Source organism: Sphaerotilus sp. (assembly GCF_013299175.1).
Classification (GTDB): domain Bacteria; phylum Pseudomonadota; class Gammaproteobacteria; order Burkholderiales; family Burkholderiaceae_C; genus Sphaerotilus.
Window position 1 is genome coordinate 1 of sequence record NZ_JAAFKF010000011.1, and the last position, 23,601, is coordinate 23,601.

The 23,601-nt window shown below is 69.2% G+C and carries 23 protein-coding genes and 1 tRNA gene; 13 read left to right on the top strand and 11 right to left on the bottom strand.

Annotation, left to right across the window (positions count from 1 at the left end):
- Positions 1–164: 164 nt before the first annotated feature.
- Positions 165–500, top strand: coding sequence for a YkgJ family cysteine cluster protein (locus QZW52_RS03450; protein ID WP_293995307.1), 336 nt, complete (start codon positions 165–167; stop codon positions 498–500).
- 15 nt (positions 501–515) lie between these two features.
- On the opposite strand, the gene QZW52_RS03455 is transcribed toward QZW52_RS03450, so the two are convergent.
- The gene (locus QZW52_RS03455) at positions 516–884 is read right to left on the bottom strand and encodes a translation initiation factor Sui1 (RefSeq protein WP_293995310.1); all 369 of its coding nucleotides are present in this window, start codon (positions 882–884) and stop codon (positions 516–518) included.
- A gap of 58 nt (positions 885–942) precedes the next feature.
- On the opposite strand from QZW52_RS03455, the gene QZW52_RS03460 reads away from it, so the two are divergent.
- Positions 943–1,431: a DUF6174 domain-containing protein gene (locus QZW52_RS03460; RefSeq protein WP_293995312.1), complete on the top strand. Its 489-nt coding sequence runs from the start codon at positions 943–945 to the stop codon at positions 1,429–1,431.
- A 7-nt stretch (positions 1,432–1,438) separates the two neighbouring features.
- Here the strand turns inward: QZW52_RS03460 and QZW52_RS03465 are convergent, their stop codons facing one another.
- Positions 1,439–2,248: a peptidoglycan DD-metalloendopeptidase family protein gene (locus tag QZW52_RS03465; protein ID WP_434738263.1), complete on the bottom strand. Its 810-nt coding sequence runs from the start codon at positions 2,246–2,248 to the stop codon at positions 1,439–1,441.
- 17 nt (positions 2,249–2,265) lie between these two features.
- Positions 2,266–2,982 carry a hypothetical protein gene (locus QZW52_RS03470; RefSeq protein ID WP_293995313.1) on the bottom strand — a complete coding sequence of 239 codons (717 nt, stop codon included), beginning with the start codon at positions 2,980–2,982 and terminating at the stop codon, positions 2,266–2,268.
- Positions 2,983–3,113: 131 nt separating this feature from the next.
- Here QZW52_RS03470 and QZW52_RS03475 point away from each other — a divergent pair, with 131 nt between their 5' ends.
- Genes QZW52_RS03475 through QZW52_RS03485 form a run of 3 tightly spaced genes read left to right on the top strand, consistent with a single transcriptional unit; the run spans position 3,114 to position 4,851 of the window.
- Positions 3,114–3,968: an AAA family ATPase gene (locus tag QZW52_RS03475; RefSeq protein WP_293995315.1), complete on the top strand. Its 855-nt coding sequence runs from the start codon at positions 3,114–3,116 to the stop codon at positions 3,966–3,968.
- A gap of 59 nt (positions 3,969–4,027) precedes the next feature.
- Positions 4,028–4,249 carry a hypothetical protein gene (locus tag QZW52_RS03480; protein ID WP_363226064.1) on the top strand — a complete coding sequence of 74 codons (222 nt, stop codon included), beginning with the start codon at positions 4,028–4,030 and terminating at the stop codon, positions 4,247–4,249.
- The gene (locus QZW52_RS03485; RefSeq protein WP_293995317.1) at positions 4,246–4,851 is read left to right on the top strand and encodes a GNAT family N-acetyltransferase; all 606 of its coding nucleotides are present in this window, start codon (positions 4,246–4,248) and stop codon (positions 4,849–4,851) included. The genes QZW52_RS03480 and QZW52_RS03485 overlap by 4 nt, the downstream gene beginning before the upstream one ends.
- A 24-nt stretch (positions 4,852–4,875) precedes the next feature.
- Here the strand turns inward: QZW52_RS03485 and QZW52_RS03490 are convergent, their stop codons facing one another.
- From QZW52_RS03490 to QZW52_RS03520, 7 genes are read right to left on the bottom strand one after another with little or no spacing between them, the layout of a single operon-like run.
- Complete coding sequence (locus QZW52_RS03490) at positions 4,876–5,289, bottom strand: type IV pilin protein (RefSeq protein ID WP_293995320.1); 414 nt, start codon at positions 5,287–5,289, stop codon at positions 4,876–4,878.
- Positions 5,286–5,732 (bottom strand): hypothetical protein, encoded by a 447-nt coding sequence (locus QZW52_RS03495; protein ID WP_293995323.1) that lies wholly within the window; start codon positions 5,730–5,732, stop codon positions 5,286–5,288. Before QZW52_RS03495 ends, QZW52_RS03490 begins: the two co-directional genes overlap by 4 nt.
- Positions 5,729–9,043, bottom strand: a complete 3,315-nt coding sequence (locus tag QZW52_RS03500) for a pilus assembly protein (RefSeq protein ID WP_293995326.1) — start codon at positions 9,041–9,043, stop codon at positions 5,729–5,731. Before QZW52_RS03500 ends, QZW52_RS03495 begins: the two co-directional genes overlap by 4 nt.
- A gap of 13 nt (positions 9,044–9,056) precedes the next feature.
- Positions 9,057–9,608: a pilus assembly PilX family protein gene (locus tag QZW52_RS03505; protein WP_293995329.1), complete on the bottom strand. Its 552-nt coding sequence runs from the start codon at positions 9,606–9,608 to the stop codon at positions 9,057–9,059.
- A complete protein-coding gene (locus QZW52_RS03510; protein ID WP_293995332.1) occupies positions 9,595–10,641 on the bottom strand; it encodes a PilW family protein in 1,047 nt (348 codons plus the stop codon). The genes QZW52_RS03505 and QZW52_RS03510 overlap by 14 nt, the downstream gene beginning before the upstream one ends.
- On the bottom strand, positions 10,638–11,129 hold the full coding sequence (gene pilV, locus QZW52_RS03515) for a type IV pilus modification protein PilV (protein ID WP_293995335.1): 492 nt from the start codon (positions 11,127–11,129) through the stop codon (positions 10,638–10,640). Before pilV ends, QZW52_RS03510 begins: the two co-directional genes overlap by 4 nt.
- Complete coding sequence (locus QZW52_RS03520; RefSeq protein ID WP_293995337.1) at positions 11,120–11,683, bottom strand: GspH/FimT family pseudopilin; 564 nt, start codon at positions 11,681–11,683, stop codon at positions 11,120–11,122. Before QZW52_RS03520 ends, pilV begins: the two co-directional genes overlap by 10 nt.
- Positions 11,684–11,859: 176 nt before the next feature.
- On the opposite strand from QZW52_RS03520, the gene QZW52_RS03525 reads away from it, so the two are divergent.
- From QZW52_RS03525 to QZW52_RS03560, 8 genes are all read left to right on the top strand, one after another.
- Positions 11,860–13,041 (top strand): vWA domain-containing protein, encoded by a 1,182-nt coding sequence (locus QZW52_RS03525; protein WP_293995340.1) that lies wholly within the window; start codon positions 11,860–11,862, stop codon positions 13,039–13,041.
- A complete protein-coding gene (locus QZW52_RS03530; RefSeq protein WP_293995343.1) occupies positions 13,038–14,918 on the top strand; it encodes an autotransporter assembly complex protein TamA in 1,881 nt (626 codons plus the stop codon). Before QZW52_RS03525 ends, QZW52_RS03530 begins: the two co-directional genes overlap by 4 nt.
- Positions 14,919–14,920: 2 nt before the next feature.
- Complete coding sequence (locus tag QZW52_RS03535; RefSeq protein WP_293995346.1) at positions 14,921–19,213, top strand: translocation/assembly module TamB domain-containing protein; 4,293 nt, start codon at positions 14,921–14,923, stop codon at positions 19,211–19,213.
- Positions 19,204–19,278: transfer RNA gene (locus QZW52_RS03540), tRNA-Arg, on the top strand. Before QZW52_RS03535 ends, QZW52_RS03540 begins: the two co-directional genes overlap by 10 nt.
- A gap of 175 nt (positions 19,279–19,453) precedes the next feature.
- Complete coding sequence (locus QZW52_RS03545; protein WP_293995349.1) at positions 19,454–20,764, top strand: tyrosine-type recombinase/integrase; 1,311 nt, start codon at positions 19,454–19,456, stop codon at positions 20,762–20,764.
- Positions 20,765–21,009: 245 nt separating this feature from the next.
- Complete coding sequence (locus QZW52_RS03550; RefSeq protein WP_293995352.1) at positions 21,010–21,318, top strand: DUF4258 domain-containing protein; 309 nt, start codon at positions 21,010–21,012, stop codon at positions 21,316–21,318.
- A gap of 2 nt (positions 21,319–21,320) precedes the next feature.
- Positions 21,321–21,803 (top strand): hypothetical protein, encoded by a 483-nt coding sequence (locus QZW52_RS03555; RefSeq protein ID WP_293995355.1) that lies wholly within the window; start codon positions 21,321–21,323, stop codon positions 21,801–21,803.
- 105 nt (positions 21,804–21,908) lie between these two features.
- The gene (locus tag QZW52_RS03560) at positions 21,909–22,166 is read left to right on the top strand and encodes a helix-turn-helix domain-containing protein (protein WP_293995358.1); all 258 of its coding nucleotides are present in this window, start codon (positions 21,909–21,911) and stop codon (positions 22,164–22,166) included.
- A gap of 54 nt (positions 22,167–22,220) precedes the next feature.
- Here QZW52_RS03560 and QZW52_RS03565 read toward each other — a convergent pair whose 3' ends face one another.
- The gene (locus QZW52_RS03565; RefSeq protein WP_293995360.1) at positions 22,221–23,588 is read right to left on the bottom strand and encodes a sensor domain-containing diguanylate cyclase; all 1,368 of its coding nucleotides are present in this window, start codon (positions 23,586–23,588) and stop codon (positions 22,221–22,223) included.
- Positions 23,589–23,601 lie beyond the last annotated feature (13 nt).

Sequence of the window (23,601 nt, forward strand, 5' to 3'; positions counted from 1 at the left end):
AATACTGTATATAAAGCCAGTCAACAATGCCACAGGAAACTCAACCACCAAGCCAATGGCTCACTGCGCAAGCCTGCGCTCTGCCTCCCCGCCCTGAAGGACGGGGCTTCTCGCGCTTTCTGGTGAGCGCCGCGGCCGGCACCTGCGCTATCGTCCCGGCCACGATGAGCGATACCTCCAACCCCTGCCTGGACTGCGGCGCCTGCTGCGCGAGCTTCCGGGTCGATTTTTCCACCCACGAACTGCAGTCCTGCGGCGGCTGCGTGCCCGACGGCCTCACGGTCGAGGTCAACGACGGCACCGCCCGGATGCGCGGCACCGACCACGCCCAGCCGCGCTGCGCCGCCCTGGTCGGCACGGTGGGCGTCAAGGCGGGCTGCGGCATCTACGAGTGGCGACCGGGGCCGTGCCGGGAGTTCGGGATGCTGGCGCCGCTGGGGCGCGGGGACGATGCGTGCGGGCGGGCGCGGCGGCGGCACGGGATGGCGCCACTGGACTGATGCCACCGCGCTGGTTCAACCGCCGGCGCGCTTGGCCTTCCACCCCTTGGCAGCGAGGTAGGCCAGCACCTTGTCGCAGTGGTCGCCCTGCACCTCGACCACCCCGTCCTTGACCGTGCCGCCGCTGCCGCAGGTGGCCTTGAGTGCCTTGGCGAGTGCGGTCAGTGCGTCGCCCTCCAGCCCGAGTCCCTTGACCAGCGTCACGCCTTTGCCGGCGCGGCCCTTGGTCTCGCGGGAGACGCGCACCACGCCGTCCGCCGAGACCGACACCGCAGCGACGGCATGGCAAGCACACACCCCCATCGGTTGACGGCATTGCGGACACATGCGACCACTGTCGGTCGAGTAGACGAGGCCGCCGGTGGCGGATCTGGACGCTTTCATGGGGTCATCAGAGAGGCTGCAGGACCGCCAGCATAGGCCAGCGCACATACTTTGCAGCATGCAACACACCGCACGCCACCACCTCCTGCACCTCGTCGCATCCCTCCTGGCGGCCAATCTGCTGTCTGGCTGTGGCGGCGGCGAGGCACCGCTGGTGGTCGAGCCATTGGCGCCACACACGTTCTCGGTGGCCCGGCAGGCATGGACCTCGCTGGCCTTGCCGGCCTACCGTTTCACGCTCGCCACCGCATGCTTCTGCATCACGGAAAGTGAGATTGAAGTCACGGTCCGCGACGGCAAGGTCTCCAGCGCCGTCTACGTCGATACCCGCACCTCGGTCAGCCCCGAGCGGTTGCTGGCGCTGCCCACGCTGACGGTGCTGTTCGACATCGGCAACGACGCCTATGCCCGCCACGCCGCAGAGGTCCGCTTCGCGCCCAATGCCCGCTACGGCTTCCTCGAATCGATCTACATCGACTACGACGTCCAGATGGCGGACGAGGAGCGCGGCTACCAAGTCAGTGGTTTCACGGTGCTGACGCCCTGACCCACGCTCAACGCGCCAGGAACAGCGCCGGGTCCACCATCGCCCGGTTCAGGCTGACCGACCAATGCAGGTGCGGCCCGGTGACGCGGCCGGTGGCGCCCACGTCGGCGATGCGCTGGCCGGCGCGCACGGTGTCACCGACCTTCACATGCACGGCCGAGAGGTGGCAGTACATCGTCAGCAGGCCACCGCCGTGGTCGAGCCAGACGGTGCCGCCGTTGAAGAAGTAGTCGCCGACATCGGCCACCCGCGCCGCAGCGGGGGACACCACCGGGGTGCCGATCGGGGCGGCGATGTCCATGCCGCTGTGCGGGTTGCGCGACTGGCCGTTGAAGACGCGGCGCAGCCCGAACGAGCTGGAGCGCGGCCCCGGCACGGGCTGGCGCAGTTGCAGCGTGGCGGGCAGCGGCTCGCTGAAGGTGGCGATGACCTCGGCCTGGTGCGTGCGCTCGCGTTCGTGGCGGGCGAGGTGGTCGGCGGTGAGTTCGACGTGCTTCGGCGCGACGTTCAGGCGCTGTTCGGCGTAGCGCATCGGGCCGATGGTGAACGCCCGCTGCTCGGTGGGCGCGCCCTCGCGCTGCACCGTGAGGGTCTCCACGCCCGGCTTGGCGCTCAGCGGCAAACCCAGCACGGCGGTCCACTCGATCGGATCCCCCACCACCAGCACCGGCACGCCCGCATGGCGCGCGGTCGGCGGCTGGTTCGATGGACCCAGGGACACGCTGACCACACCACCGGGCACGGCACGCGTGGCCGGCAGATCCAGAGCGGCCGCCGCCTGCCCGGACGCGCCCAGCAAGACCGTCCACACCGCCACGCACAGGCCACGGGGCCTCACGCTGCCGCCCCGGCAACACCGGCAGCACGGTGGCCCCGCAACGCCGCGACCCACTGGTCGAACTGGTAAGGGTCCAACACCCGTCCCTCGCGCGGATCGTCCTGCCCGCAGTCGATCACCGCTTCGTCGGAATGCCAGCGCAGCAACTGCGGCAGATCGGCCCGGCACGGTGCAGCCATCAGCCCGACCTGCGTGCCCATGCGCTGCAGCCCGTCGAGGGCGCTGCGCAGACGGGGTGACAGGACGGGCTGCTGCCAGAGCGTGGCACCCTGCGCGTCCACGCCGCGGGCGTCGAGCAGCACGCTGGCAAAACCCTGCCGCGACACCAGGCTCAGCCGCTGCGCCCAGGCCGCGCCGTCGCCACGGTCCAGCGGCACCCGCAGCATCGGCGTCACCGGCACGCCCTCGCGCGCGAGCTGCCCGAGCTGGGTGAGCAGCAGCACCGACGACGGCCGCGCCGGCACCGGCACGCGCACCCGGTCCACTCCGCAGTCGGCCACCCGCAGCAGCCGCAGGCGCACGGCGGACAAGGTCGGCGCCGCGAGCGGGCCGATACCGGCACCGATCACCACCCCGTCGCGCAGCAACCGCAGCCGTGCCACCACCGCCCGGATCACCTCCGGGGCGGCCGACATCACTTCGACACCGGCCGCCCCGGCCCGGACAGCCCAGGCCGCCTCGGCGGGATCGCGCACACAAAGTTGAAGGTCCATGGTCTTGTTTTCCCCTGATTTCTCGGCCCGGATTGTCCACGACCCAAGACGTGCCAACACCACACGCGCCGATATACTGAATCCGTCCACCCGCACGCCCTGGCGTTCCCTCTTCCCGATCCGAGATCCGCATGAAATTCACCGGCTCCTCCCAGTACGTCGCCACCCAGGATCTGATGCTCGCGGTCAACGCGGCCATCACGCTGCAACGTCCCCTGCTCGTCAAGGGCGAACCCGGCACCGGCAAGACCATGCTGGCCGAGGAAGTGGCCGCGGCACTCGGGATGCCGCTGATGCAGTGGCACATCAAGAGCACCACCAAGGCGCAGCAAGGTCTCTACGAGTACGACGCCGTCAGCCGCCTGCGCGACAGCCAGCTCAACGACGCCGAGAGCGCAGCGAAGGTGCGCGACATCCGCAACTACATCGTCCAGGGCACGCTGTGGCAGGCGTTCACGGCAGACCAGCCGGTGGCGCTGCTGATCGACGAGATCGACAAGGCGGACATCGAGTTCCCCAATGACCTGCTGCGCGAGATCGACCGGATGGAGTTCTACGTCTACGAGACACGCGAGCTGGTCCGGGCCAAGCACCGGCCGCTGGTCTTCATCACCTCGAACAACGAGAAGGAGCTGCCCGACGCCTTCCTGCGCCGCTGCTTCTTCCACTACATCAAGTTCCCCGAGGCAGACACGATGCGCCAGATCGTCGAGGTGCATTTCCCCGGTCTGAAGAAGGAGCTGCTGGCGGCGGCGATGAAGAACTTCTACGACGTGCGCAACCTGCCGGGGCTGAAGAAGAAGCCGTCCACGTCCGAGTTGCTGGACTGGCTCAAGCTGCTGGTGGCGGAAGACATCTCGGCCGAGGCCCTGCACAGTGCGGACCAGAAGGTGGCGATCCCGCCGCTGGTGGGGGCGCTGCTGAAGAACGAACAGGATCTGACGCTGTTCGAGAAGCTGGTCTTCATGCAGAGCCGCAACCGCTGAAGCGGCCGGACACTGCACGCTGACCTGGTGAATGACAAGATGACAAGAAGGAGACAACGGTGAACATCGAAACGAAGAACGCCCTCGGTGAAGGGCTGGTCGATGCGCTGGGCTTTGTGGCCGGCGCGATGGCGGGTGGTTTGCTCGCCCGCGCGTTCGGGCTGGACTTCCTGTCCGAACAGGGCTGGGGCACCGGCTCGATCGCCGGCATCCTGCTGGTCGGTCTGGGCGCCGGATTGGGCAAGACACTGGCGCGCAAGCTGCTGAGGCGCCAGCCATGAGCGTGCCGATCCTCTGGCCCGCTCCCGTCACGCTGCAGGGCGTCCACGTCCGACTGGAGCCACTGTGCCCTGACCACGCCCCGGCACTGGCCGAGGCCGTGCGCGAAGGCGATCTGTCGGGCACCTGGTACACCGTGGTGCCGACGCCGGGGGGCATGTCAGCGGAAATCGAGCGCCGGCTCGGGCTGCAGGCGGCGGGGGCGATGCTGCCGTTCGCGGTGCTGGATGCCGCTGGAGTGCCGGTGGGCATGACGACCTACATGAACATCGACGCCCGCTTCCGGCGCGTGGAGATCGGCGCGACCTGGCTGGCCAAGCGCGTGCAGCGCACCGCGTTGAACACCGAGGCCAAGTGGTTGCTGCTGCGCCATGCGTTCGAGGCGCTGGACTGCATCGCGGTCGAGTTCCGCACCCACCGCTTCAACCAGCAGAGCCGCCGCGCCATCGAGCGGCTCGGCGCGCAGCTCGACGGCATCCTGCGCCACCACCAGCGCACGGCCGACGGCAGCCTGCGCGACACCTGCGTCTACAGCATCACCGCGCCGGAGTGGCCGACCGTGCATCAGCACCTGCGCGCCCGGCTGGACACGCCTGCGCACTGAGCGGCACAGCGCCCCTCATCGGCCTCACCAACACTTCGCGGCGGTGTACGTCGCCGCCGCCACGCCCCTGGTGCCCGCCTGGTCATAGGTGTAGTTGCCGCACTTGTCGCCGACCTGGGCGCCGGCACGGGTGGCACTGAGGGTGAACCCGTTGGCGTCCTGGCTGTCGATGGACAGGGTGTAGTAGCCCTGCGGCGAAGCGGCGGGGTAGATCCCGGTCGTGCCGAGCGTGGCGCCGGCGTAGGTGCTGCGCTCGGTGTAGAACCGCTCCAATGCCTGCGCGGCACCCAGCAGCGCAGACTTGGCGTCGCTGCGGCGTGACGAGGCAATGTGCGCCTGGTAGGACGGCATTGCCACCGCCGCCAGGATGCCGACCACAGCGACGGCGATGATCAGCTCCACCAGCGTGAATCCTCGGAGGGTGCGGGTCATGCTCATGGCTGCGTCTCCAGGTAGATCAGCACGATGCGCCGCTCCGGCGCCGCGCTCGCGTCGCCAGCGGGGCTTGGCTCCAGGGCAAACCGGATGCGCGTGCCCGGCCGCAACTGCGCCACCTGCGCAGGCGTGCCCGACGCCGAGTGGAACAGCCGCAACTGCGTCGGGTGCCAGCGCACGGTCTGCCCGCTCAGCACGAGGCTGGTGCGGGAGGCATCGACGCTGACCACCGTGCCGGGAATCAGCTCCAGGGTGGCAGCGGCAGGGGCCTGCACACGGGGTTCCCCGCGCACGGCCTCGCTCGCCGTCGGCGTGCCACGCCCTGCGGCGACCTGCATCGCCCGGGATTCGCTCACCCAGACAGCGCAGGCGCCTGCGAGCAGGCAGGTGCCCAGCCAGGTCCAAGGCACGGCGGTCGCGGGTATCCAGGGTTTCATGGTGCTCATTGCAGTTGCTCCCAACCGGCACGGCCAGATCCCTGGCGGTTGCCCGCCTCCCGGACCTTGGTCATCACCCCGGTGGACAGGTTGATCAGCTTGTCGTCGAGCTTGCGGTCCTTGGCGCGCAGGAAGGTCGGCGAGGTCGGGATGCCCTCGACGCTCACGCCGGAGGGGTAGGCGCTGCCCGTCTGGAACGTCAGCAGGTCGGCGGCATCGACCTGGTTGTCGGCGTTGGTGTCGAGCGAGGGCAGATCCGGCCGATTGCCCGTCACCGCATCCACTTCCATGACCCAGCCCTTGCCGCCGGCACTGCAGGGCAATGCGCTGGGGATCATGCTCGACGCGACCACCTTGCCGTAGCGCACCGCGACCTGGGTGACGATGCGCTCGCCGGACACCGGCAGATTCAGCACCCAGCCGCGCTTGCCGGACAGGTAGCTGGTGCGGGTCAGCAGGTTGTCGCCGGTGTAGACGGTGGCGGGCTGGCCGACGGCGTAGGTGGTGATGCGGAAGGTCGAGGTGCCGCTGCCGGGGGTGGTACCGAGTACCGACTGCACCACCAGGTCACCCATCTTGACCTCCGAGCCCTTGTCCCAGATGCCGTAGAGCGCCTGGACCGATCCAGCGGCGTTGTCGGTGAGGTCAAGGTAGCGACCAGTGCCAACGGTGACGAGGTAGCCACCTTCCGGGTGGGGTGTCACGTCGGGCCGGGCCGTGATGGGCTGCCCGGCGGCGGTCGTGAACAACGGCTTCGGATTGGTGGCAGTGCCATAGGCAGACGCCCACTGGGCAGGATCGGTGGAGGACAGGTCGAACTTCCAGAGGTTGCCCGCCAGGTCGCCGGCATAGACGACATCGGCCACGCCGTTGTTGGCGCTGCTCACGGCCACGACGCCGGACAGACCGTTGCTGCCGGACGGACTGGAACTGCCAGCACCGGTGCTGATGCGGGTGATCGCACCCGTCTCGACATCGACCAGCAGCAGCACGGCCATCCCGTTGGTGCTGTTGTACCCGTTGCCGGTGATGGCCATCCAGCGGCCGTTCTTCAGCTTGGCCAGCACGGGCTGCTGGAAGATGTAGCCGACATCGGCGTCGCTGCCGCTGATCTCCCAGCGCGCGACCTTGTAGGCCTGCGCCTCGGTGAACAGCGCGGGGTTGCTGACATCCAGGCTGAACAAGCCCTTGGCGCCCGCCGCCAGGCCGCTGACCAGCACGGTGTGCCAGCCGCCACCATAGTAGACATCGCCCGCCACGGGCGAGCCGTCCACGGTGTACTGGTGCGCGTAGCTCGGATCGGTCAGCTTGCTCAGGCGGTCGGCGACCACCGAGGGCACGTAGGCGAACAGCTCGTCGCCCGTGTCGGCGTTGAAGCCGTGCAACATCCCGTCGTTGGCCCCGGCATAGACCATGGGCGTCATGGCGGCACGGGCGGTGCGGTAGGCGCTGTAGACCGCGGCCTCGGCGCCATCGCGCAGGTAGCGCCCGCCGCTTTTCACATAGGCCGGCGCGGAGTTGATGATGTCGCCGAGCACCGACACGCTGCGGTTGCGGAAGGTGGGGGCCGTGCAGGCGCTGCAGTTGCGGACCTCGCGGGTGGCGTCGCCGCGCAGGTAGTTCAGCCGCAGTCCGCCCAGCGCATCGGTTGCACCGGCCGGGCTGGTGTTGAGCGCCGTCACCATGGCCGGTGACAGCTCGGTGGCCGTCGGTGCGGCCGGGTTGGCTGGCCAGCGGAACGGGATGCCGCGGCTACCCAGTGCCGCCGAAGACTTGTAGGTCAGGATCTGCCGCCCGGTGCTCCAGTGCTGCAGCCCCAGGCGCTGGCCGGCGTCCCAGCGGGGGGTCGAGAGGGGCAAGCCGGCGCTGTCGAGGCGGTAGGCCAGCAGTTGCCCGGACCAGTCGTCGGGGTTGAACCGGGCCTGGTAGGCATCGGTGTCCGAGGCCCAGGCGCCCGACTTGAGTGCCACGGCCGCCGAGGCGCCGCTGCGGGCGATGATGTCGTTGCTGATGCGGGCGAAGGCGCTGGTGAGGCTGGCGCTGTCGTTGGCCAGGAACGCCTGGCCGGTGCCGCCGAGGCTGGCCATGCGGTTCAGGGTGGCGACGGAGCTGGGGTTGGCCACCGAGTCGCCCAGGCCGATGACATAGGTCTGCACGTCATAGGTGCCATTGACGCCGGTCTTGTTGGTGATGGCCACGCTGCGCAGGCCGGTGATCTTGGTGAACACGTCGTTGGCCGCGGTCGAGAACGTCCAGGCACCGGTGGTCGCGTTGTAGGTGTTGGCCTGCTCGGCCAGCGTGTACATCGTGCCGTCGGTCTTGCCCGTCGGATTGCCGTCGGTGGCGAGCACGACGAAGTTGCGCTGGCAGGTCTGGGCGACAGGGGTGGTCTTGCCGGTCAGCGTGTTGGAGAAATAGCTGGCAACCGTGCCCAATGTTCCCGCCAGTGGCGTGTAGAACGAGGCGTTCTTCAACTCCGCGGAAGCCGGCGCACTGGTCTCGTTGGCCAGCAGGCCCATCAGCGTGTTGTAGTGCGTGGTCGAATCGGCCGCCACCGGTTCGTTGACGACACCGCGACCCGTGGTGTCGTTGCCGTAGCCCCAGGCCCGCCGGATCCAGAACATGCGCGTGTACGGCGGCGCGACAGGCAGGAAACCGGCATCGGTCGGCGTGAAGTCCATCTGACCAAGCCCGTTGCCGAAACTGGCGGCCACCCAGTTGGAGCCAGCACCAGCCAGGTGATTTCTCCAGGCGTTGTATTTGGTGCTCCCCCCGCCGACACCGAGGCCATAGAGCTGCGGACCCCGATCCGGGGTGTAGAGCACATCGTTGATGTCCGCGTCATCGCCGGAGCGCAAATAGGTCAGGAAGCCCATCCCGTTGCCCGGCTCCGGATTGGCCACGCAGCGCAGTCCGCCGTTGGTCAGGGAGATGCCAGCCACGCAGTCGTTGGTGTAGCGCACCTGCGTGTCGCTGCCGAAGTAATAGGCATAGGTCGTGTAGAGCGCCGGCGTGCCCACCAGCTCGAAGCTGCCCAGGCCCCACTGGAAGGTGTTGCGGTAGGTGGTGATGGTGTTGCGCAGCACGCTGCGGGCGATGTTGCCGCGGGTGGTCGGGTCATCGCCGGCGATGAGCTTGCCGGGCATCGTGCCGTCCATCGACTCCGAGTTGTCGTAGAGCACCAGCAGGTTGGGCTTGACGCTGGTGGTCAGGTACAGGGGGATCTGCGCGAAGTTGATGCTCTGGGCAGACACCCTGGCCGGGCTGGACCACAGCGCCAGCGCACACAGCAGAACGGTGGGGAAGCGGGAGGTGGTCATCAGCGTTCAGCGTTCAGCGTTTGATGTAGGTGGCCTGCAGGACCACGGCGGTCGAAGCGCGCAGGCCGACCCCGCGCGCCGTGATCCGAAAGGCCATCGGGGCATCGTCCACTGCACTGGCCAGATTGGCCGAGGTGCCGCTGGCTGGCGCGAGCGGGGGCAGTTGTTCGATGAGGTAGCGCGGCTGGCTGCTCACGCCAGGCAGCGCCGTCGCGGCGGTGGCACTGCCGTAGGCGCGGCTCTGGTTGGCGGTCGCGCTCCAGTCGATCGTCTGCCACAGCGGCTGCGAGGTCGGGCTGACCGAGGTCATCGACGGCGGCAGGCACAGCCCCCCCGTACACGCAGCCACAAACGCGGAGGTCGTGGTGAGATTGGCCTCGATGTCGGCCTCGGCGTCGCGCAGCGCGGCTTCGGCGGCCTGCAGCGCGAGATTGCGGTCACGGGCATTGCCGGCCATGCGCTCCTGCACGAGTCCGGAGTTCATGCCCGCCAGCGCCAGCGACACCAGCACGACCATCATCACCAGGATGGTGACGAGCGAAAACCCGCGGTCAGCGCAGCGCATTGCGCACCTGTGCGGTCAGCGACACCGCCGTGCGCAGCCGCCGGTCGGTCGGTGTCACGGAGGTGCCTGCGAAGGTATAGGGCTGGTAGCCGCTGGTGATGCCGTCTTCGGTGCTGGCCAGCAGCAGCTCGGCCTGCACGCTCACCACTTGCGTCCAGTCCGTGACCAGCGTCGGATCGACATGGGCATCGGCGGCCCCGTCGGCGTTGCTGTCCAGACCCAGCGTCACCCGCAAGCCCTCCACGCCCGTGACCAGCTCCTGGGGTTGCGGCGTGCCGTCGTAGACGGGCGTGGTGTAGGACCACAGCGCGCGCTGCGCTGTCTTGCCCGTGCGCTGGCTGGGGGCGAGGTAGTAGGTGATGGTGGTCAGGCGGTAGACCATGGCGTCCTGCAGAAAGGCGCGGCCCAGGCTGTTCGCGCTGACACCCGGCGTGGCGGTGACGCTGGCGCTGTGCTCGATCGAGCCGCCCAGGCCGGGGCTGGTGTTGGTGGCCTGGAAGACAGCGGCCCCGGCGCAGTCCGACACCATCAGCAGGTCGCCTGTGGTGATGCGCCCGGTCGGGGTGACGCTCAGCGGCGCCGTGGGGCTGGCCATCTCGGCAGTCAACGCCCAGCCGGTTCCGACCGCGCGCCGGACGGTCAGCACATCGCCTGCGCTGTTCGGCGCGGGGGTCAGGGTCGGGCTGCTGATGGCACTGGGCAGTGCCGGCACCCAGACCGAGCCGTTGTGGTGCGACGCCCACACCCCCGTGGCGAAGTCGTAGAGGAAGCCCGTGGGCGTGTTCAGCAGGTTCGCCACCGGTGTGGTCGTCCCCAGGCCGCGGCAGCCCCGGAACCCAGCCATGCGCAGGTCGGCAGACACCGTGTCCATGGTGAAGCGGGCACTCTCCTGCAGCCGTGCGACGTGGTTCTGTGCCTGGAACGTGCTCTTGCTGCCCAGGAAGATCGTCCCCATGACGCCGACCAGGAACAGCCCCAGCGCCATGCCCACCATCAGCTCGACCAGCGTCACGCCGCGCACCCGCCGCGTCATGGCCGCACCACGTTGACAAAGCGCGAAGCCGTGCCCCGCTCGGTCCAGAACACCTTGATCGCGATCTGGCTGCCCACGCCGTCGCAGGCGGGGGCGGCGGCGGTTCCATCGTCGGCCGTGCTGTCGAGGCAGATCACGCCGGAGCCGCTGGGCAGCGCGCCCAGCACCGTGGTGCGCCACTGCGCGAAATCCCGCGCCGCCATCTGGGCCGTGCTGCAGACGGTGATCAGCGTACAGGCCGACGTTGCCGTGGGGGTGATCAGGTTGTTGTACAGCCCGGCGGTCGCACCGGGCAGGTTGGCCCGCACCCGGTCGGCCGCCTCGTAGGCGAGCACGGTGGCCTTGCTGCGCCACGCCGCGCTGGAGTTGGCGGACAGCCCGCGCAACTGCAGCGCGGCATATCCCAGCGCCGCCACCGACAGGATGACCACCGAGACCAGCGCCTCCATGAGCGCGAAGCCACGGGACGGATTGCGCTTCAGGTGCATGTGTTGATCCTCGTCACATCGGCCAGCCCGCTGGGCGGGACCGTGACTTGCACGCCATCCTTCAAGCCCGACCCACGACTCGGACACAGCACGAAGCCCACGGCGGCTGGCGGCGTCAGGTAGCCCATGGCGGTGAACTGGAGCGGCGAGGTGCCCTGCAGCCTCAGCGTGCCGGGCAGTGCGGCGTAGGTGCGGATGAGGGTGTCACCGCTGTCGAAGAGGCCGTTGCTGTTGCGGTCGAGGTAGAGGTTCCAGCCATTGGCAAACTCGTTGTCCGTGACACCGCCCGATGCCGGCAGCACCAGCACCGGCAAGCCAGCCCGCGCCGCCTCGGTGCGCGCCAGCACCAGCGACGACACAAAGTCAGACGACAGCGCCTGCAGCCGGTTGCGCGCCGAAAACGCGGTCAGTGACGGCAACGCCACCACCGACAGGATGCTGAGCACGGCCACCGCGACCATCATCTCGACCAGCGTGAAGCCGCGGCGTGTGGCGGGAGAGTGCAGCGGCAGTGGCGGAAAGAGCAGCATCGGCAGACCAGGGCACAAGCGCATGAAGGTGATGTTGAATCTAGCGACAACAGCACCCGGCGCACCGCTTGAAGAACCCGGCCAAGCCTGCGCTATTCAGCCCGAATCAGGCCCGAACCGCACGGCGTGGCCTAGACTCGCAGCCACGACGCAGTTCAGTTGCCTTGCCTTGCTTTGCCGCGCGTCAGGAGACCTCCCCCATGCTGATCGACTTTTTCTACACCCTGCGCGCCGCCAAGCTGCCAGTCTCGATCCGCGAGTACCTGACCCTGCTCGAAGCCCTCCAGGCCGGCGTGATCGACGACGACGGCGGCCCGTCGGTGGACAAGTTCTACTACCTGGCCCGCACCACGCTGGTCAAGGACGAGGTCCAGTTCGACAAGTTCGACCGCGCGTTTTCGGCCTATTTCAAGGGCGTGGAGATGCTGACCGACTTCACGCAGGAGGTGCCGCTGGACTGGCTGCGCAAGACGCTGGAGGTCGAGCTGAGCGCCGAGGAGCGGGCGAAGATCGAGAAGATGGGCTGGGACGAGCTGATGGAGACGCTGAAGAAGCGTTTCGAGGAACAGAAAGAGCGCCACGCGGGCGGCAGCAAGTGGATCGGCACCGGCGGCACCAGTCCCTTCGGCCACGGCGGCCACAACCCGCAGGGCATCCGCATCGGCGGCGCCAGCAAGAACAAGAGCGCCGTCAAGGTCTGGGACCAGCGCGCCTTCCGCGACTACGACGACAACCTGGAACTCGGCACCCGCAACATCAAGGTCGCCCTGCGCCGCCTGCGCCGCTTCGCCCGCGAAGGCGCAGCGGAGGAGCTGGATCTGGACGACACCATCCACTGCACCGCCGCCAACGCCGGCCTGCTCGACATCAAGCTGGTCCCGGAGCGCCACAACAAGGTCAAGGTGCTGCTGCTGATGGACGTGGGCGGCACGATGGACGAGCACATCCACCGCGTGGAAGAACTCTTCAGCGCCGCGAAAACCGAGTTCAAGCACCTGGAGTTCTACTACTTCCACAACTGCGTCTACGACTTCGTGTGGAAGAACAACCGCCGCCGCTATACCGAGAAATTCCCGACCTGGGACATCATTCGCAAGTACAACAAGGACTACAAGCTGATCTTCATCGGCGACGCGACGATGAGTCCCTACGAGATCGTGCAGCGCGGTGGCAGCGTCGAATACAACAACGAGGAGCCGGGCGCCGAATGGCTGCAGCGCCTGACCCACGCCTTCCCCAAGTTCGCCTGGATCAACCCGGAGCCGCAAGGGGTCTGGGAATACCGCCAGAGCATCGCGATGATTCAGCAGCTCATGGGCCAGCGCATGTTTCCGCTGTCGCTGGCCGGGCTGGAACAGGCGATGCGACTGCTGTCGAAATGAGCGGATCGCGGAGACGCACGGCACCGCTGCGGCCGGCGGTTCTGGTTCTGGTGCTGGTGCTGGCCGCCATGGCCACGCCGGTCATGGCCCAGGTTGCGGCACAGCCCGCAGCACCGGCCGCCTCGGCACCCGAAGACGACACCGACACCCGCGATGTCACCTGGACCCTCGACATCACCGCGCCACCCGAGCTGCGCGCCCTGCTGGCCCGCTACCTCGACCTCTCGCGCTACCTCGCCACGCCCGACACCGCCCGCGTGCCCCGCGGCGAGCTGATGCGCCTGCGCCAGGCGGCACCCGCCCAGGCCCGCGCCCTGCTCGAAACCGAAGGCTATTTCAACGCCAAGGTCAGCACCCAGGCCCGTGACGGTGGCAGCGTCATCGCGCTGACGCTGCGGGTCGAGCCGGGACCGGTCACGCGGGTGGCGCAGTCGCGGCTCGAATTCGAAGGACCGCTGTCCGTCGCCGCCGAAGCGGGTGACGCCGACGCCGCCCGGCTCGTGGCCCGCGCCCGCCAACGCTGGTCGCTGCCCGCAGGCGAGGTCTACACGCAAGACCGCTGGAGCAGCGCCAAGGGCGAGGTACACGCGCTGCTGCGCGCCGAGGGCTACGCGACCTCCGGCTGGAGCGGCACCGTGGCACAGGTGCGTGCCACCGAGGACCGCGCCACGCTGTTCCTCGTCGCCGACAGCGGCCCGCTCTACCGCTTCGGCGCGGTGGAGGTCACGGGCCTGGGCCATGTGGACGCCGCGTCGGTGCGCGCGCTGCAGACCTTCTCCGACGGCCAGCCGCTGCGCGAGCAGGCGCTGCTCGACTACCAGGACCGGCTGGTCAAGTCGGCGCTGTTCGACAGCGTGGTCATCGAGATGGAGCCGGACCCGGCGCTGGCCGCGGCGATGCCGGTGGTGGTCCGCGTGCGCGAGCGGTCGCTGCAGCAGGCCACGCTCGGGCTGGGCGTGTCCGACAACACGGGGCCGCGCATCACGCTCGAACACCTGCACCAGCGTTTCCTGGGCTATCCCTGGCAGGCCAAGAGCAAGCTGCAACTCGGCCGCACCGACCAGCAGGCGTCGATCGACCTCACCTCGCACCCCCTGCCCGGCCCCTACCGCAACCTGCTGTCGGCCTCGGTGGGCCAGACCGATGCCAGCGGGCTGGAAGTCACCACCCAGCGCGCGCGCATCGGCCGCAGCAAGGACGACGAACGGCTGGAGCGGCTGTACTACCTGGAGTGGCAACGCTCCCGCACCCGCCAGCTCGACACCCAGCGGACGGTGGACGACACCTCGGCCCTCTCGGGCAACTACCAGTGGATCTGGCGCCAGCTCGACCACCCGCTGCTGCCCACCCAAGGGCTGAGCCTGTCGCTGGACACCGCCCTGGGCCGCTCGTTCGCCACCACCCAGCGCAGCGGCGTGTTCGGCCGCATCCACGGCCGGCTGACGCACTACGCCACGCTCGGCCCGCACTGGTACAGCACCAGCCGCCTGCAGATCGGGCAGGTGCGCTCGGCGCCGGACGTGGCGGTGCCGTACGCGCTGCTGTTCCGCACCGGCGGCGACGACTCGGTGCGTGGCTACGCTTACCAGAGTCTCGGGCCGACCAACGCAGCAGGCACGGCGGTCGGCGGCCGGGTGGCGGCGGTCGGCAGCGTCGAGCTGGCGCGGCCGATCCTGGCCCGCATGCCCGCGCTGTGGGGCGCCGTCTTCCTCGACGCGGGCAACACCGCACCGGACTGGACCTCCCTCCATCCCGCGCTCGGCTACGGCGCTGGCTTGCGCTGGCGCAGCCCCGTCGGTGCGCTGCGCATGGACCTGGCCTACGGGCAGCAGGTGCGCAAGGTGCGGCTGCATTTCAGCGTCGGCATCACGTTCTGAGCATGGATCCGGTCAACCCCGAAACCTCCGCCTCTCCGTCCGTGGTGCGCCGGGCACGCTGGTCGCTCTGGCCCCTGCTGGCGGGGCTGGTGCTGCTGCTGGTGGCCGGTCTGGTCGGGGGCCTGTACGCCGCGCTGGCGTCCGAAGCCGGCAGCCGCTGGCTGCTCGGACTGGTGCCGGGCCTGCAGAGCAGCGGCGTGCGCGGCTGCCTGCTCGACGACTTCGACGCCGACCAGCTCCGCTACCGGCTCAACGCCCGGCAGGTGCTGCAGATCGACCAGCTCCGCTGGCGCGGCGTCCACCTGCGCTGGCCAGAGGGCAAGGCGCCGCTGCTGAGTCTGGCGCAACTGTCGATCGCGCACCTCGACCTGCAAGGCAGCGCCGCCAACGACGACCCGCCCGCGCTGCCCACCGCGCTGAACCTGCCGGTCAACGTGCAGATCGGCGAGGTCCGCATCGACCGCCTCAGCGTCGATGCCCTGCGGGCGCGCCCGGTGCGCGGGCTGTCGGCTGCGCTGAGCCTGCAAGCCGGGCGCGGCGGCGTCCACCGCGTGGACGCGCTGCAACTGCACTGGGACCGCCTGGCGCTGCACGGTCTGGCCACGCTGGGCGCGGACGCACCGATGCCGCTGGAGGCACGGCTGGTGCTCACGCCCGAGGCTCCACCAGACGACAAGGACGCCGCAGGCACGCTGGCGCGGGACTGGCGCGTCGATCTGCGCGCCCACGGCCCGCTGCAGCAGATCGCCATCGACACCCGGCTGGTCGCGCGCGGCCAGTCGCTCGACGTGCAGGCCGAGGTCCGCCCCGCCCAGCGCCAGCCGCTGAGCCACCTGCAAGCGCGGCTGCAGGCGCTCGACCTCGCGCCCTTCGCCAGCGGCCTGCCCACCACGGCGCTGTCCGGCCAGATCGACGCCCTGCTCGACACCCGCCCCCGCACCGGCGCCGCCCAGCCGCGGCTACAAGTCCACCTGGAGCTGCAGAACCTGCGCCCCGGTACCTGGGCGCGGCACCTCGTCCCCGTCGAGTCCATCAAGATCACCGCCAGCGGCGACCTGCGCAACCCGGACACCGGCACGCTCGACGCCCTGCTCGTCAGCCTGCACGACGGCAGCGAACCGGCCGGCACCATGCTCGGCAGCGGGCGCTGGTCCCTGAGCGGCCAGGGGGCGCAGCGCCGCCTCGACGCCGCCCTCAGCAGCACCTGGCAAGACCTCTACCCCGCCCGGCTAGACCCGCGCGCACCCGCGGTACAGGTCAGTGGCCCGCTCACCCTCACCTACGGCCAATCGCTGGGCGAGAACCCCGACGCCAGCCGCCGCGTCACGCTGCACACCGACCTGCGCGGACAGCTCGTCGGCGCCGGGCTGCCCGAGGTGCGGCTGCTGCTGCAGGCCCAGGCCACGCCGCAGCGCATCGACCTGGAACAACTGCAGGCCCGCAGCGGCGCCGCACACCTCGACGCCAGCGGCCATGCCGAACAAGCCGACGCGCACTGGCAAGTCCGGCTCAAGGCCAAGCTCGACGCCTTCGACCCCAGCGTGTGGTGGCCCGGCGAAGCCCAGGCCCTCGGACCACGCGGCACCCACCGCCTCGATGGCCAGCTCGACACCGATCTGCGCATCCCCATGCATCCCACTGCGGACCTGGCCGGGCTGGCCGAGATCACCGGCCACGCCGACCTGCACATCGACCCGAGTCTGATCGCCGGCGTGCCACTGGCGGGTCAGCTCAAGCTGCAGACCCGCGCCGGCACCCCCACGGCGGCCCCTGCGGCCAGCCCCACCCGCTGGAGCCTCGATCTCAAGGCATCCGCCGGCGCGCCCACCGGCGCCGCCGACGCCACCGACCTGCACCTGACCGGCGACCTCACCCCATCGGGCAGCGAAGACCACTGGGCCCTGCAGTGGAAAAGCAGCGCCCCCGAACGGCTCAACCCGTGGCTGAAACTCGCCGGCTCGGCCACCCAGGTCAGCGGCGACACCCAGGGCGAACTCGACCTCACCGGCCGCTGGCCCCGCGTGCGCAGCAGCGGCCAGACGCGCAGCGCCCAATTGCGCCTGCCGCACACCGAACTCCAGGGGCTGGACCTGCACTGGAAGCTCGGCACCTTCCCCGCCGACACGATCGACCTCGCCGCCGACCTCGCCAGCCTGCGCACCGGCAGCCAGCGCCTGAGTGCCGTCGCCCTGCGCATCCAGGGCACGGCGGCCAGCCACCAGCTCCAACTGCGCAGCCAGATCGAGGCACCCGCACGCGCCGACACCCCCGCTCGCCGGCTGCAGGCGCTGCTCTCGCTCGACGGTGGACTCGCCGACGAACTCGGCACCACGCTCGAACACCGCGACACCGGTCTGCACTGGAACGGCAAGATCGCCCAACTGGAGCTGCGCGACCTGGTGCCGTCCGGCGCGACCGGCCCGCTGTCCTCGGCGCCGCCACCCGCCCTGCTCCAGCTCGACCCCGCCGCCCCGCTCGGTCTGGTGCAGGACACCAGCGGATTCGCGGTCAAGCTCGGTGCCAGCCGGCTGACGCTGATGGACGCCCAGTTCCAGCTCGACAGCGCCGACTGGCAGAGCGGCGCCACACCGCGCATGGGCCTGCGCGCCCGGCTCTCGCCGCTGCGGGTGGCACCACTGCTGGCCAGGGCACAGCCGGACTTCGGCTGGGGCGGCGACCTGACGCTGGGCGGACGCATCGAGCTGCTGTCCACGCCCGAGCAATTCACCGCCGACATCGCCCTGCAGCGCGACGGCGGCGACCTCAGCGTCGAAGACCCGGACCTCAACACCGGCCCGCGCCGTCTCGGTCTGGCCGACCTGAAGCTGCGACTGAACGCCGCCGACGGAGTCTGGCGCCTGACCCAGCTCGTCTCGGGCGGCAACCTGGGCAGCCTGAACGGCCAGCAGACCGTGCGCGCCGACCGCCACGCACTCTGGCCTGCGGCAGACGCCCCCGTGGCGGGTCAGATCGACCTGCAGGTCGCCCAGCTCGGCCACTGGGGCCGCTGGCTGCCGCCGGGCTGGCGCCTGTCGGGCCAGCTCGCCACCGAAGCCCGTGTCGGCGGCACCTTCGGCGCACCGGCGTTCAGCGGCGAACTGAATGGCAGCCAGATCGCCGTGCGCAACACGCTGCAGGGCGTGGACTGGACCGACGCGCAACTCAAGGTGCTGCTGGCCGGCGAGACGGCGCGCATCGACACCTTCAGCGTGCGCGCCGGAGCGGGGACGCTGTCGGCGCGCGGCGAAGCCACGCTCGGCGCCGCACCGCGGCTGAACGTGAAAGTCAGCGCCGACCACTTCGCCGCGCTCCAGCGCGTGGACCGCAAGGTCGTCGTCAGCGGCGAGGCCGACCTGGTGCTCGACGCCCAGAGCACCCAGCTCAAGGGCCGCGTGCGCGCCGACGAAGGCCGCTTCGACTTCACCCAGAGCGATGCGCCGGGGCTGGCCGATGACGTGGAGGTGGACCGCGGCCGGGGCGAGGCCCGCACCCGCGACACCAGCGCCACCAGCCGCCGCACCACCACGCTCGACCTGCGCGCCGACCTGGGCGACGCCTTCGTGCTGCGCGGACGCGGCCTGAACACGCGGCTGGCGGGCGAGCTGCGCCTGAGCAGCCCCGCCAACCGGCTGGCGATCCACGGCAACATCCGCGCCGTCGATGGCACCTACGCCGCCTACGGCCAGAAGCTGCGCATCGACCGCTCGGTCATCGCCTTCACCGGGGTGGCCGACAACCCGCGGCTCGACATCGAGTCCATCCGCCCCGACCTGGAGGACGTGCGCGTCGGCGTCACCGTCACCGGCACCGCGCAGAACCCGCGCATCCGCCTGTTCAGCGAGCCCACGATGACCGACACCGACCGCCTGTCCTGGCTCATCCTCGGCCGCGCGTCCGACGGACTGGGGCGCACCGACCTGGCCTTGCTGCAACGCGCCGCCTACGCGCTGATCGCCGGGGAAAGCGACGGCCCGAGCTTCGTCGAGCGCATCGGGCTGGACCAGCTCTCGGTGCGGCAAGCCGGCGACGGCGACACCCGCGAAACCGTCGTCACGCTGGGCAAGCAGATCAGCCAGCGTTGGTACGTCGGCTACGAGCGCAGCCTGAACGCCGCCAGCGGGACGTGGCAGCTCATCTACCGCGCCGCGCAACGCTTCACCCTGCGCGCCCAGTCCGGCACCGAGAACGCGCTGGACCTGATCTGGACGTGGAAATGGGGCGCGCGCAAGGCGGCAGACACGCAAGCTACAATTCCCGGCTTCCCAGCGCGCACTGCCGCGCCGTCCTCGCCGTAGTTCAATGGATAGAACGGGCGCCTCCTAAGCGCCAGATACAGGTTCGATTCCTGTCGGCGGGACCAAGACAGGCCCCGCAAGACCCCAACAAACCCCAGAAGCCCTATGAGAATCAACGCTCTAGGGCTTTTTTGTTGCCCAAGGAACCCCAGGAAGCCACGCTTGAACCTGCCCCCATGTGGGGGCAACAATGGGGGCAGACCGGAAACGGCTCAAAAACCTGCCCCCACCTGCCCCCACATGGCTACTACCAATACCCTGAGCGATGCCGCCATCCGCAAGGCGAAACCCAGCGACAAACCCCGCAAGCTGTCCGACGGTGGCGGGCTGTACCTGGAGCTGCAGCCGAACGGCGGGAAGTGGTGGCGGCTGAAGTACCGGATCGGCGGGAAAGAGAAGCGGATCGGGCTGGGCACGTACCCCGAGGTGACGCTGGCCGATGCCCGAAAGCGGCGAGACGAGGCCCGCGCCCTCGTTGCAGCAGGAACCGACCCGAGCGAGGCCCGCAAGGCCGGCAAGGCCGAACAGCAGCGCCAGCAGCACACCGAGGCCCTGATCGCTGCCGGCGAAGCCCTGCCGGGCACCTTCGAGGCTGTGGCGCTGGAGTGGCTGGAGAAGGTTCACACGCCAGCCGTGAGCACCGGATATGCGAAGCGGTCGAGCAAGCAGTTGGAGGACGACGTGTTTCCGCGGCTGGGCAGGCTGCCTATCGGCGCCATCACGGCACCGATGCTGCTGGAGGTGCTGCGCAGGGTCGAGGCACGGGGCGCGGTCTACAGCGCGCACCGGGTGAAACAGACGTGCGGCTTGGTGTTCCGGTATGCCATCGCCACCGGCCACGCCGAACGCGACCCGGTGCCCGATCTGCGGGGCGCGCTGGCCGCACCAGTGGGCAAGCACTACCCTGCCATCACCGACCCCGTGCGCGTGGGTGAGCTGCTGCGCGCCTTCGATGCCTACACCGGCCAGCCTGGAACGCGGATCGCGCTGAAGCTGGCCGCGCTGGTGTTCCAGCGGCCTGGCAACGTGATTGCGATGCGGTGGGATGACTTGGATCTCGATGCCGCCACCTGGTCGATTCCGTCCGAGAACATGAAGCGGCTGAAGGTGGAGAAGGTCAACGGCGCGGCGCACGTCGTTCCGCTGGCCCGCCAGTCCGTGGCGCTGCTGCGCGAGTTGCAGCCGCTGACGGGATCAGGCCCCTACTGCTTCCCTGGTCTGCGCTCGCGGGACCGCCACATCAGCAACGTGACCCTGAACCGTCGTTCCGCTGGCCCGCCAGTCCGTGGCGCTGCTGCGCGAGTTGCAGCCGCTGACGGGATCAGGCCCCTACTGCTTCCCTGGTCTGCGCTCGCGGGACCGCCACATCAGCAACGTGACCCTGAACGCGGCGATGCGTCGGCTTGGGTTCAGCGGCGAGGAGATGACCGCCCACGGCTTCCGCGCCCTGGCCCGCACCGTCATCGTCGAGAACCTGCCCGGGGTCGATCCCGAGTGGATCGAAGCCCAGCTTGCACACTCGAAGAAAGGGCCGCTCGGGTCCACCTATGACCGGGCGCAGTACCTGAGGCAGCGCAGGCAGATGATGCAGACGTGGGCGGACTACCTGGATCGGCTGCGCGACGGTGCGCAGGTGATCCCGATCCGGGCCGCCTGAAAGGCGCTTGATGGCTTCCGCGCGTTGGTGCCATCGGCGTGACTCATGACCACGCATGACCACACAGAACCACGCACGACGCGCAAGGATACTCATCCTCGTGCAGAATCTATCCCTATCAGATTGATAGGTTCATCGCGTGGGAGCACCATCAAATCGCCAGCTTGAAAAGCACATCAGGCTGAGTGCAGAAAGTTCGTCGAACGTCACGACGACGATTCACGCACGGCAGCGGATGCGGCAACGCCACATCAACGATCAGATGCTGATGGAAACGCTGAGGCATGGGCGCATGGACAGCCCCCCGGAACCGGACATGAAGCATCCGGGGCTGAAGTGCCGGATGCGCTACTTCGTGGCCGGCGTTGACGTGGCGGCAGTGGTCTACATCGAGCACCCTGCGCCTGACCTGGTTGTCGTCACCGTGATCGACGTGAGCAAGGATTGACCATGTACCACTACACCGACGGCGGGCTGCGCAATGTGTGGCTGGCCAATGGCTACGAAATCAAGCATACCCCCTTCGGCGAGGGTGTGACGGTTCACGACCTGGACGGACTCGCCGAGGCGATCTGTCTGGAGCTGACCCGCAAGGCCGGCACGCTGACCGGGACCGAGTTGCGCTACATCCGCAGCGCCGGGATGCTGCTGTCACAGCCGGCACTGGGCAAGATGATCGGCATCGACGGGCAGTCCGTCGCCCGGTGGGAGAAGTCTGGCAAGGTGCCGCGCTGGGCGGACAAGCTGGTCCGGTTGCTGTACGTGGCGCACGCCGAGGGGAACACGCCAATCCGCCGGGTGGTGGAGCGGATCAAGACGGTGGAGCGGCTGGTGAAGCAGCGCATCGTCGTTCAGGAGACGCAAGGGCATTGGCAGCCGAGCACCCAGGCCATAGAGGAAGGTGCCGGCTGTGAGGTTGACGAGCCTGCCTGATCACCGGATATCGATCTACCACCAATTACGCACATTGATGCGGCGCATGATGGGCACGCTCTAAACTGAAGTGCAACACGGCAATGAAATCAACAGGTTGAGCGGATGGGACAAGAGTATTCAAGCCTGAGCATGGAGGAGCGCACGCAGCTTGTGCTGCTGCAAGCGCAGAAGCTGAGCCAGCGAGAGATTGCCCGACAGATGGAGTGCTCGGCCTCGACGATCAGCCGGGGGCTGGCGCGTGACCGGCCCCGCAAGATCCTCGACTTCCGTACACCTCGCGAGGTCCATGCCGAAATCGTCCAGGCCAAACTCGCCGAGCGACAGGCGCTGAAGGCCCAAACCGTTGCACAAACGGGCTGACACCGCAGCGCCGCACCCCTGTCTGCACGGCAGATGACGCGCCCGCCGGACTACTCAGCGCGCCCGGCACACCTGGTTGCGTCCGGCCTGCTTGGCCTGGTAGAGCGCCTCGTCCGCCCGGCGCAGCAGGCTGACCTCACCATCGTCGCCGGTCCCTTGGAACGTCGCCACACCGAAGCTGGCGGTCACGACCGGTGCCACTGGGGAAGCCGGATGCGGCAAAGCCTCCCGCCGCAGCCGCAGCAGCATCCGCTCGGTGAGGTTCAGCGCGCCCTCCACGCCTGTGCCCGGCAGCAGGACCGCGAACTCCTCGCCGCCGTAGCGGGCCACCACGTCCAGCTCGCGGGCGAAGACAGACTTCAGGATCAGCGCGAACTGGCGCAGACAGTCGTCACCCGCCGCGTGGCCCCAGTGGTCGTTGTAGGCTTTGAAGGCGTCGATGTCGGCCATGACCAGCGCCAGCGGCTCGCCGGAACGGCGGGCGCGCTGCACCTCCAGGCGCAACTGGTCATCGAACTCGCGCCGGTTGCCCAGCCCGGTCAGGGCATCGGTGGTGGCGAGGTGGCGCAGGCGCTTCTGGGCTTCGTGGAGATCGGTGGCGTCGGTCAGGCTGATGACCACGCCGTCCTTCAGCGGGCGGATCTGGATGTCCAGGTAGCGCAACTGGTGCTGGCTGGTCAGCAGCACCCGCGTGACCGCCCGGTGCCCGCGCGACTGCAGGGTCAGCAGGCACTCGGCTTCGATGTTGAGCGCCGGCCACTCCGCCAGCACGTCCCGGACCAGAAACCCCACCACCTCGCGCACCTCCAGCCCGAACATCTCCGTGAATGCCGGGTTGATCACCAGCCCCATCCAGCCCAGGTCCGCGCCCCGTGCATCGCAGACGCGGCGCAGCGCCAGCAAGGCGTCGCTGGTGGCGTCGAGCACGGATTCGAGCAACTGGTGGCGCATCTGCAGCGGATGGCCGTAGACCAGCAGCCAGTCGCCCCCCTCCCCCGGTGCGTCACCAGCGGCCAGCGGCAGGATCAGCCGTTCCCAGGTGAACACGGACAGCGAGCGGTCCGAGACATGCACCGTGTAGAGCGGCTGGTCGTGCGCCAGTGCGTCGCGGTAGCTGGCGTGGAAGAAGTCGGTGAGTCGGCCGCCGAAGTCCGACACGCGCTGGCCGGTCATGTCGCCCTGGGAGTGGCGGGCGATCTCGGTGCCGTAATGGCGGTAGACGAATTCGTCGCCCTCGCGGTGCAGCAGCATCAGGCGCGGGTGCAGCGCCCGCCAGCGTTCGGCGTGGAACAGGGCCAGCGGTGCGCGCGCACGGTCCTGGCGCAACTGGTGCCAATGGCGCAGCAGGTCGGCGACGTGGGGGTTGTCCACCACGCCGTCGATGTGTTGCCGGATCACCTGGTGCCAGATTTGCGTCGCCATACACCGCTCAAAC